Raw genomic sequence first — 320 nt, forward strand, 5'->3', positions numbered from 1 at the left:
AACAGGCAAATGGGCCAATCCCAAAAAATCATATCGTGGTTTTTATGAACAATGATAAGACCGATTTTCGCATAGAGAATCTCAAATGTATTTCTAGACGAGAATTGAGTTATATGAATAAACAGCAGTATGAAGTATATGATGCTGAATCAAAAGAGTCTGCAATACTACTTAGCAAAATTGGCTTAAAAGGAAGTGAATTAAGTCGTGAAATTAACGACCGATAAGATTAATGAACTTCTTGGGATTAAAGAGAGTTACAAAGCTTCAGATGCATTGCTAGAAATTCTCTTTGATAAATCGAAAAGAGAAGAAATGTT

1 protein-coding gene is annotated in these 320 nt (G+C 32.8%); it reads left to right on the forward strand.

Translation table 11 applies throughout. From position 1 onward, the window contains the following. Nucleotides 1-227: HNH endonuclease signature motif containing protein (locus RV00_RS16070; protein ID WP_143141817.1), on the forward strand; the 227-nt coding region annotated here is incomplete at its 5' end. Between the last annotated feature and the right edge of the window lie 93 nt (nucleotides 228-320).

Origin of the sequence: Enterococcus devriesei (genome assembly GCF_001885905.1) — a bacterium.
GTDB classification, from domain to species: domain Bacteria; phylum Bacillota; class Bacilli; order Lactobacillales; family Enterococcaceae; genus Enterococcus_A; species Enterococcus_A devriesei.